At 72.6% G+C, this 9,288-nt stretch carries 8 protein-coding genes; 5 read left to right on the top strand and 3 right to left on the bottom strand.

Annotated elements, in window-relative coordinates:
- The first annotated feature begins 217 nt into the window (after positions 1 to 217).
- Positions 218 to 1,960 carry a dihydroxyacetone kinase family protein gene (locus ITJ54_RS12600; protein WP_194628751.1) on the top strand — a complete coding sequence of 581 codons (1,743 nt, stop codon included), beginning with the start codon at positions 218 to 220 and terminating at the stop codon, positions 1,958 to 1,960.
- Positions 1,957 to 2,439, top strand: coding sequence for a ribose-5-phosphate isomerase (locus tag ITJ54_RS12595; RefSeq protein WP_194628748.1), 483 nt, complete (start codon positions 1,957 to 1,959; stop codon positions 2,437 to 2,439). The genes ITJ54_RS12600 and ITJ54_RS12595 overlap by 4 nt, the downstream gene beginning before the upstream one ends.
- Before the next feature lie 111 nt (positions 2,440 to 2,550).
- Here ITJ54_RS12595 and ITJ54_RS12590 read toward each other — a convergent pair whose 3' ends face one another.
- Positions 2,551 to 4,020, bottom strand: a complete 1,470-nt coding sequence (locus ITJ54_RS12590) for an FGGY-family carbohydrate kinase (protein WP_194628746.1) — start codon at positions 4,018 to 4,020, stop codon at positions 2,551 to 2,553.
- A gap of 161 nt (positions 4,021 to 4,181) precedes the next feature.
- On the opposite strand from ITJ54_RS12590, the gene ITJ54_RS12585 reads away from it, so the two are divergent.
- Genes ITJ54_RS12585 through ITJ54_RS12575 form a run of 3 tightly spaced genes read left to right on the top strand, consistent with a single transcriptional unit; the run spans position 4,182 to position 7,106 of the window.
- Entirely contained in the window at positions 4,182 to 5,252 is a 1,071-nt protein-coding gene (locus ITJ54_RS12585; RefSeq protein WP_194628744.1) for a LolA family protein, read from the top strand.
- 23 nt (positions 5,253 to 5,275) lie between these two features.
- Positions 5,276 to 6,244, top strand: a complete 969-nt coding sequence (locus tag ITJ54_RS12580; RefSeq protein WP_194628816.1) for an ABC transporter ATP-binding protein — start codon at positions 5,276 to 5,278, stop codon at positions 6,242 to 6,244.
- Positions 6,231 to 7,106, top strand: a complete 876-nt coding sequence (locus ITJ54_RS12575) for an ABC transporter permease (RefSeq protein ID WP_194628742.1) — start codon at positions 6,231 to 6,233, stop codon at positions 7,104 to 7,106. The genes ITJ54_RS12580 and ITJ54_RS12575 overlap by 14 nt, the downstream gene beginning before the upstream one ends.
- Before the next feature lie 55 nt (positions 7,107 to 7,161).
- Here ITJ54_RS12575 and ITJ54_RS12570 read toward each other — a convergent pair whose 3' ends face one another.
- Entirely contained in the window at positions 7,162 to 8,193 is a 1,032-nt protein-coding gene (locus ITJ54_RS12570) for an NADP-dependent oxidoreductase (protein WP_194628740.1), read from the bottom strand.
- Between the two features lie 143 nt (positions 8,194 to 8,336).
- Entirely contained in the window at positions 8,337 to 9,251 is a 915-nt protein-coding gene (locus ITJ54_RS12565; RefSeq protein ID WP_194628738.1) for a metallophosphoesterase, read from the bottom strand.
- Between the last annotated feature and the right edge of the window lie 37 nt (positions 9,252 to 9,288).

The following is a 9,288-nucleotide window of genomic DNA, read 5'->3' as shown; positions in this document are numbered from 1 at the left end:
GACCGGATCTGCACCCACCAGTTCCCCCTCGAAGCCTTCCAAGAAGCCCTCGACCTCGTCGGCGACTCCGCCGGCGCATCCGTCAAGGTCTCCATCATCCCGAGCATGCACAGCTGAGTCCCGAGCGTGCACGACTGCACCCCGACCATGCACGCCTGACCCTCCCGCCACGGCGGCAGGCGCACACTGAACACCCAAGACGAAGGACAGCGCTGTCATGACCACGATCCACGACCACCCGGAGGACTTCGCCGAGGACCAGCTCGCCGGCTGGCTCGCCCTCTACGCCGACCGCGTGCGCGGTGTCCACGGCGGCGTCGTCGGCCTCCCGACGAAGGGCGCTGAGCCGCAGGTCGCGGTCGTCGTCGGCGGCGGCTCCGGGCACTACCCGGCGTTCTGCGGCGTCGTCGGCCCGGGCTTCGCGACCGGTGCCGTCGTCGGCAACATCTTCACCTCGCCCTCGACCGCCCAGGTCTACGCGGTCGCCAAGGCCGCCGACCAGGGCAAGGGCGTCGTGCTGTCGTTCGGCAACTACGCCGGCGACACGATGAACTTCGGGCTCGCCGCCGAACGGCTCCGCGCCGAGGGCATCGACACCCGCATCGTCGTGGTCACCGACGACATCGCCAGCGCCGACGAGGAGTCCAAGCGCCGCGGCATCGCCGGTGACTTCTCGGTCTTCAAGGCGATGGGCGCGGCCGCCGCCGAGGGCGCGTCCCTCGACGAGGTCGAGCGGGTCGGCACCGCGAGCAACACCGCCACGCGCACGATCGGCGTCGCGTTCTCGGGCTGCACGATGCCAGGGGCCACCGAACCGCTCTTCACCGTGCCGGAGGGACACCTCGGCCTCGGGCTCGGCATCCACGGCGAACCCGGCATCGAGGACGTCCCCCTGCTCAGCGCGACCGACCTGGCGAGCCTGCTCGTCGAGCGACTGCTGGCCGACCGCCCGGACGCAGCCGGCACCCGGGTCGCCCCCATCCTCAACGGCCTCGGCGACACCAAGTACGAGGAGCTGTTCCTGCTCTGGGGCCGGGTGCTCCCGCTCCTCGCCGACGCCGGGATCGAGGTCGTCGAACCCGAGGTCGGCGAACTCGTCACGAGCCTCGACATGGGCGGCTGCTCGCTGACCCTGCAGTGGCTCGACGACGAGCTCGAGCGCCTCTGGCGCGCCGACGCCTACACGCCCGCCTACCGCAAGGTGGCGGCGCCGGTCGACGCGCTCGTGCCGGCCGAGGCCGCTGCTGAAGCCGAAGAAGCGGCGACCGTCGTGCCGGACGCGAGTGGAGCCTCCCGGTCGGCCGCCCAGACCGCGCGCGCCGTTGTCGACGCGGTGGACGCGCTCCTCCGCGACCACGAGGAGCAGCTCGGCCGCATCGACGCGGTCGCCGGGGACGGCGACCACGGCCGTGGCATGGTCAAGGGGATCGGTGCGGCCCGCAAGGCGGTCGATGCACTCGGCCAGGAGGCCGGGGTCGCCTTCGTCCTCGGACGCGCCGGTGACGCGTGGGCCGAGTTCGCGGGCGGCACCTCCGGGGTCCTGTGGGGTGCGGCACTCGAGGCCTTCGGTCGGTCGCTGCGCGACGACCGCGAGACGATCGAGGCCATCGACGTCGTCGAGGCCGCCCAGGCCTTCGCCGACTCGATCGTGCACCTCGGCGGGGCGTCCCGCGGGGACAAGACGATGCTCGACGCGCTGCTGCCCTTCGTGGACGAGCTCCGGTCGTCGGTGGCGTCTGGACGCTCGCTCACCGACGCGTGGCAGGCTGCTGCCGTCGTCGCCGTGTCGGAGGGCGAAGCCACCGCCGACCTCAGGCCGAAGGTCGGGCGTGCCCGGCCGCTGGCGGAGAAGAGCCTGGGGACGCCCGACGCGGGCGCCACCTCGATGGGGATGATCCTCACGCGGGTCGGCGACGTGCTCGCCGCACGCGCTGCTGACAAGGAAGGAACACACGCATGACGTACCGTCTCGTGATCGGCTCGGACGATGCCGGGTTCGACTACAAGGAGGTCCTCAAGCAGGACCTCGAGGCCGACGAGCGCGTCTCGTCGGTGACCGACGTCGGGGTCGACGCGGACGGGCACACCGCGTACCCGCACGTCGCCGTGGACGCCGCCCGGATGGTGGCGAACGGGGAGGCCGACCGCGCGATCCTGTTCTGCGGTACCGGACTCGGCGTCGCGATCGCCGCGAACAAGGTGCCCGGCATCCGGGCCGTCACCGCGCACGACTCGTACAGCGTGGAGCGCTCGATCCTGTCGAACGACGCCCAGGTCCTGTGCATGGGCCAGCGCGTGATCGGCGTGGAGCTCGCCCGGCGCCTGGCGAAGGAGTGGCTCGGCTACGAGTTCGACACCTCGAGCGCCAGCGCCGAGAAGGTCAACGCGATCTGCGAGTACGACGGCAGCGCCCCCGCGGGCGTCGACGCGCAGGCGTAGCCGCACGGATCGCGGCGCTCGCGCGGATCGCGCCCGGCGACATGCATCGCGCCCCGTCACCACGGGGCGCGATGTCCGTCCCGGGGCGCGATGCCCCTCGGGGGCCCGCGTTCACCCCCGCGCGGCCAGCCGGTGCACGACGGCCTTCGTCACCTCGTACAGCTCGCGGTAGTCGCGGTACCCGGCCTCGTACGCCGCGGCCCGGTCGGGGTCCGGCTCGATGACGCTCGCCGGCGGGTTCCACACCGCGATGTCGACCTCGGTGACGAGTGCCGCCGCCAGGAACGCCGACCCGTAGGACGCCCCCACGGTCACCGAGGGGATCGTCTGCGGCAACCCGGTGACGTCCGTGACGATCCGGGGCCACAGCCGCCCGAGCAGGCCCCCGCCGGCCCCGACGAGCTCCCGCACGGGCACCCCGGCCGCCCGCAGCGTCTCGATGTTGTGCCGCACCGCGAACGCCGTCGCCTCGAGCGTCGCCCGGTACAGGTCGCCCCGAGTGTGCCGCACGGTCAGCCCGGCGATCACCCCGCGGGCGTCCGGGTCGGCGATCGGCGTCCGTTCCCCCGCGAAGTACGGCAGCATCAGCAGCCCGTTCGCCCCGACCCCCGAGGCATCCGCCTCCGCGAGCATCGTCGACCAGTCGGCGTCGACGAGACGCCGCAGCCAGTCGGTGACCGCGCCGGAGGTCGCCGTCCCCCCGGACACGCACGGCTGGTCCGGGTGGGTGCCCACCGTCGTCCACATGCCCGGCACGCACGTCGGCTCGGCGGTCGGCGTGATCATGAACATGGTGGTGCCGTACTGCAGCGACATCCGGCCCGGCACCGACGCCCCGACGCTGAGTCCCTCCGCCCACGCGTCGATGGTCCCGGCCGTCACCGGGATGCCGACCGGGAGGCCCGTGGCCGCGGCCGCCTCGCCGGTGACGGCCCCGGCGGCCTCCCCGGACCAGAGCAGTCGGGGCATGGGCAGGCCGGGTGCGACGAGCGCGCACCACTCCGGGATCCACGCGTTCGTGTGGACGTCGTAGAGCGGCGTGCTCTGGCTGGCGGAGTGGTGGTCGAGGACGTACTCGCCGGTGAGCAGCTCGACGACCCGGGACGACGGCATCGTGAACCGCTCGGCCCGCGCCCAGACCTCGGGTTCGTTCCGGGCGACCCAGGCGAGCTTCGCGCCGGCGGCCTGCGTGCTGAGCGCCGAGCCGCACCGGGCACGGACCGCGTCCTCGCCGCCGAGCTCCTCGGTCAGGTCGTCGAGCATGTCGGCGGTGCGGGTGTCGACGCCGTAGAGGATCGCGGGACGCAGCGGCGTGGACGACGCGTCGGTGAGCAGCACGCACGGACCGATGCCGCTCACCCCGACGGACTCGACCCGGGCGTCCGGCACGAGCGCGAGGAGCTGCCGTGTGAGGTCGCAGAACTCGCTCCACCACAGCGCGGAGTCCATCTCGACCAGGCCCTGCTCGGGCCGGTCGACCTCGTGGTGCCGTCCGACCTCGGCCAGGACCGTGCCGTCGAGCCGGACCAGGAGCGCCTTCGTGCTCGACGTCCCGATGTCCAGACCGAGCACCGCCCGCATGCCGTCTCCCTCGCCGCCACCGACCGTCGCCCGGCCAGGGCACGAGTCTACGAAGGGCCGGCACCCGCCCGAGGACACAGCCGACTGTCGGTTGCCCGACCTAGTCTGCTGACCACCCCGCGCTCACCGGCGAGGGGTTCAACCATCCGAGGAGATGGACGATGAAGAAGTCCGCCTGGCTGCCCGCCGTCATCGCACCCGTCGTCGTCGCCGGTGCCATCGCCGCACCGACGCTCGCGAGCGCCGCGAACGACCCCATCGCCGGCACGAACCCGACCGCCGCGGACGTCATCGCCAGCGTCGCGAAGTCCTCTGATGCCCAGTACTCCGGCAAGCTCTCGCAGACCAGCGACCTCGGTCTCCCCGAGCTCCCCGCGGGCTCCGGCGGCTCCTCGCTCGAGGGCGACGCCTCCGACGCCCTCTCCCTCCTGACGTCCTCGCACACCGCCCGCGTCTACGTCGACGGTGCGACGAAGCAGCGCGTCCAGGTCACCCAGCAGCTCGCCGAGCAGGACCTCGTCCGCAACGGCTCCGACGTCTGGACGTGGGACTCGAAGGCCCGCGAAGCCACCCACGTCACACTGCCGGACCACGTCAAGGAGTCCTTCCGCGACGGCACCATGACCCCCGCCGACCTGGCCAAGCAGGCCATCGCCGCGATCCGCCCTAGCACCACGGTCTCGAAGCCCACCACGACCTCGGTCGCCGGACACGACGCCTGGCAGCTCGTCCTCACGCCGAAGTCCTCCGACACCCTCGTGGGCAGCGTCGAGCTCGCCGTCGACAAGCAGACCGGGCTCCCGCTCCGTGCCGCGATCCAGGCCGACGGCCAGTCCGAGCCCGCGGTCCAGGTCGGCTTCACGAGCCTCGACTACGGCGCACCGGCCGCCCGGCTCTTCGACTTCACCCCGCCGTCCGGGGCCAAGGTCACCACGAAGGACCTCTCCGACGCGGCCGACCACGCCGGGTCCCACCGCGGCGCGCACGGCACGGGCGACGACACCCCGACGCTGACCGGCAGCGGCTGGTCGACGATCGCCGAGCTCCCGGCCGGCACCGCCGACCAGGCCTCGCTCGGCTCGGACGCGCAGGGCCTGCTCGGGCAGGTCACGCGGGCCGTGGACGGTGGCCGTGCCATCCAGACCTCGCTGGTGTCCGTCTACCTGACCGACGACGGCCGCGTGCTCGCGGGCGCCGTGCCGGTGTCGAGCCTGGTCGCCGCCGCGAAGTGAGCACGACCGACACCGCCGGCCCGGTGCCGCCGGACGCAGCCACACCGGCGTCCGGCACCGACCTCGCGATCCGCACCACGGCCCTGGCGAAGGTCTTCCGCAAACAGAGGGCAGTCGACGGGATCGACCTCGTCGTCCCGCGCGGCTCGGTGTTCGGGTTCCTCGGACCGAACGGGTCCGGCAAGACGACCACGATCCGCATGCTCCTCGGGCTCTCCTCGGCCACGAGCGGCTCGATCGAGGTGCTCGGCGAGTCGATGCCCGCCGGACTGCACCGGGTGCTGCCGCGGGTGGGGGCGCTGGTCGAGGGACCCGCCTTCTACCCGTACCTGTCCGGCCGGGCGAACCTGTCCCGGTTCGACGCCGCCGACCCGACCTCGGACTCTCGCACCCGCAAGGACCGCGTGGCCCACGCCCTCGAGCGCGTCGGGCTCTCGCACGCGGCCGACAAGAAGGCGCACGCCTACTCGCTCGGCATGAAGCAGCGCCTGGGTCTGGCGAACGCGCTGCTGACCCCACGTGAGCTCCTGGTGCTCGACGAGCCGACGAACGGCCTCGACCCCCAGGGCACGCGCGAGGTCCGCAACCTCATCCGCTCCCTCGCCGACGACGGCACCACGGTGTTCGTGTCGAGCCACCTGCTCGCCGAGATCGAACAGGTCTGCACGCACGCCGCGGTCATGCGCACGGGCAGGATCGTCGCGCAGGGCACGCTCGACGACCTCCGCTCAGCGGGAGCCCGCACGGTCACGGTCCGCACGCCCGACCTCGGGCAGGCCGGCACCGTGCTGATGCGCCTCGGGCTCACCCCGCGCCACGACGGCGGCGCCGACGTCCTGGTGGCGGACTTGCCCGCCGAGGTGCTCCCGGAGACCATCGCCGCCGAGCTCGTCCGCGCCGACGTCCGCGTCCGCGGGCTCACCGTCGGTGGCGGCACGCTCGAGGACCTGTTCGTCGCACTCACCGGAGAGGGATTCGATGTCGCAGCCTGACACGGCCGTCGCACCGCCCGCACCCGCCGTCGAGCACGAGCCGCGCCGTACCCGTCCGTTCGCCCTGCTCGGGTCCGAGCTGGCCCTCGTGTTCCGCCGTCGCCGCACCTGGGCGATGCTCGGGGCGCTCGCGCTCGTGCCGATCCTCATCGCCGTGGCCGTCCGCCTGACCACGGGCGGCGACTCCGGCGGGCCCGCGTTCCTCGGCGACATCACCAACAACGGGCTGTTCGTGTCGTTCACGGCGCTGACGGTGTCCATCCCGCTGTTCCTGCCGCTCACGGTCGGGGTCGTCGCGGGTGACACCGTCGCGGGTGAGGCCAGCCACGGCACCATCCGCTACCTGCTCGTCGCCCCGACCGGGCGCCTGCGGTTCATCCTCGTGAAGTACGCCGGCGCGGTCGCCTTCTGCCTGGCGGCCACGCTCGTGATCGTCCTCGTCGGAGCCGCGATCGGCGCCGCCCTGTTCCCGATCGGCCCCGTGACGCTGCTCTCGGGCACCCAGGTGGACGGATGGTCCTACGCCGGCCGTGCCCTGCTGCTGGCGCTGTACGTCACGCTGTCGATGCTCGGGCTGTCCGCGATCGGGCTGTTCGCCTCGTCGTTGACCAACGTGCCGGTGGGCGCGATGGCGTCGACGGTGGTGCTGGCCGGGGCGTCGCAGGTCCTCGACCAGCTCCCGCAGCTCGACTGGCTGCACCCGTTCCTGTTCTCGCACCAGTGGCTCGGGTTCGGCGACCTGCTGCGCGACCCGATCGCGTTCGACTCGTTCGGCAGCAACGCGCTGCTGCAGCTCGGGTACGTCGCGGTGTTCGGCACCCTGGCGTACGGGCGGTTCGCCACGAAGGACGTCCTGAGCTAGCCGCTGCAGGACGCACTCCGCGCCGGCGCCTCGACGCCCAAGACGCCTAGGACGCCTAGGACGCCTCGGGGTGCGGTACCGCGCGCTCGACGGGGTCGTGCAGGTCGCGGGACTTCTCCGACTTGTACCAATGCAGGCGCGACCCGGTCTCGACCGGCTGCATGCCGACGACGACCTTGCCGCGGGAGTGCATCTCGGCCAGGTCCTCGTACGCGTCGACGATGTACTCGAACGGGTAGTACCCGGAGATGATGAACTGCACCTTGTGCCGCTGCACGAGGTCGCCGAGCCGGGTCAGCATCTCGGACGCCTCCTGGTCGTCGCCGGGTGCGCGGAGGAACCGGATCTCCAGGTCGCGACGCTGCTCGCTCGTGATGAAGCGCTTCTCGCCGACGCCGAGGTCCGCCGCGAGGGCGACGTTCTCGTTGTGCTCGCGGTTGTCGATGAACGCCGTGACCTGGCGGCCGTCGGCGATCTCGCGGATGCGGTCGAGCTCCCCCTCGCCGTACGACACCGGGAGCACGCCGATCTGCCGGAGGGCGTCGTGGTTGCGCGGGCTGCCCAGGCCGATGACGGTCGCACCGGTCTCCTTGGCGAGCTGGCACTCGATGTGCCCGACCCCGCCGGCAGCCGCGCTGATCACGACGGTGTCGTCCGGGCCGAGCTTCAGCGACCGGACGATGGAGAGCGCGGTGCACCCGGCCAGGTACAGGCTGCCGGCGACCTCGAACGTCATGCTCGAGGGCTTCTTCACGACGGCGCCCCGCGGGACGGTCACCCAGGTGGCGTGCGACCCGCCGTGGGGCGCGTGGCCCATCACCTCGTCGTTGACGTGCAGGTCGCGGACCTCGGAGCCGCGCGCGACGACGACGCCGGCGAAGTCCACGCCCTGGCGGGCCGGGAAGTCGAGGTCGATGAATTCCTTGAGCTTGCCCTCGCGGAGGAACCGCTCGATGTGGTTGAGGCCGGCGACCGAGACCTCGACCACCACCTCGCCGGGTCCTGGCTTCGGTCGTTCGATGTCGACGAGCTGGACGACGTCGAAGTCGCCGTACCGGTCGTACTGCACAGCGTTGCCGTGTCGCATGGGGCACTCCTTCGTTTCCTTGCGCTCCGGCTTACACGAGAACGGGGTGGTCGTCCCGGACGCCCGGGGTCCTCACGGGCGCGTTGCGGAGGTCCTGTCGATCGGTTCAGCGTGCATCGGCCGCTCCGGACGGGCCGAACGCCTCAGTGCGCTCCGGCCACGTCGATGATCCGCGCCACCGAGGCCGCGTCGTGGTGCACCGCGATCGTGTCCGAGTCGGCCACGGGTACCCGCACCGGCGTCGACCAGAGGGTGCCGTCCTCGGCGAGGTCGACGATCAGCGCACCGGTGCCCACGTAGGCCGACTCCTCGCCGTACGGACCGATGACGTCGGTGTCGTTCGCGACGCCCGGCGCGACGAGCACCGGCACGCCACCGACCGACCCCGCGGAGTGGTGGTGGTAGTGGCCGGCGAGGACGACCCGCACGTCGGTCCCCCGCACCGCGTCGGCCAGGTCACCCGGGTTCTGCAGCCGCAGGGCAGCGTGCAGGGCGGTCGGGGCGGGCAGCGGCGGGTGGTGCAGCACGACGACCGAGCCGTGGGCTGCTGGATCCCCGGCGAGCGCTGTGCGGAGGTGGTCGAGCGACTCGGCGCTGATCTCCCCGTACCCGGCACCGGGGACGCTCGTGTCGACGGTGACGACCCGACGCCCGGCGACCGTCGACTGCCCGCACACCGGGACCGTCGGCGGCTGGTGCTCGAGCGTGTGCATGAGCGGCGAGCCGCCCTCGCCCAGCACGTGCCCGTTCGCGAGCACCTGCCGGAAGCCCTCGCGCTGGTCGTGGTTGCCCGGCACGACCACGAGTGCGGCACCGTGTCGTGTGGCCCAGTCCCCGACCCGGTCGCGCAGTGCCTGGTACGACGCCCGTGAGCCGTCCTCGGACAGGTCGCCCGACACGACGACGAGCCCCACGCCCTCGACGACCTCGAGCCGGTGCAGCAGGGTCTCGAGCGCCGCGGTGGTGTCGACGGTGCCCTGGTGGAGGGTGCCGTCACCCGTCAGGTGGGTGTCGGACAGGTGCAGGATGCGGAGGGTTCCGGGAACGGGTGGCTGCATGGCGCCAACGCTAGCCGCGGTGCCCGACGCCAGCCGA

Source organism: Curtobacterium sp. VKM Ac-2865 (genome assembly GCF_015350905.1).
GTDB lineage: Bacteria > Actinomycetota > Actinomycetes > Actinomycetales > Microbacteriaceae > Curtobacterium.
Note: the sequence above shows the minus strand (reverse complement) of the source record. Positions and strands in the feature narration are given on the sequence as shown.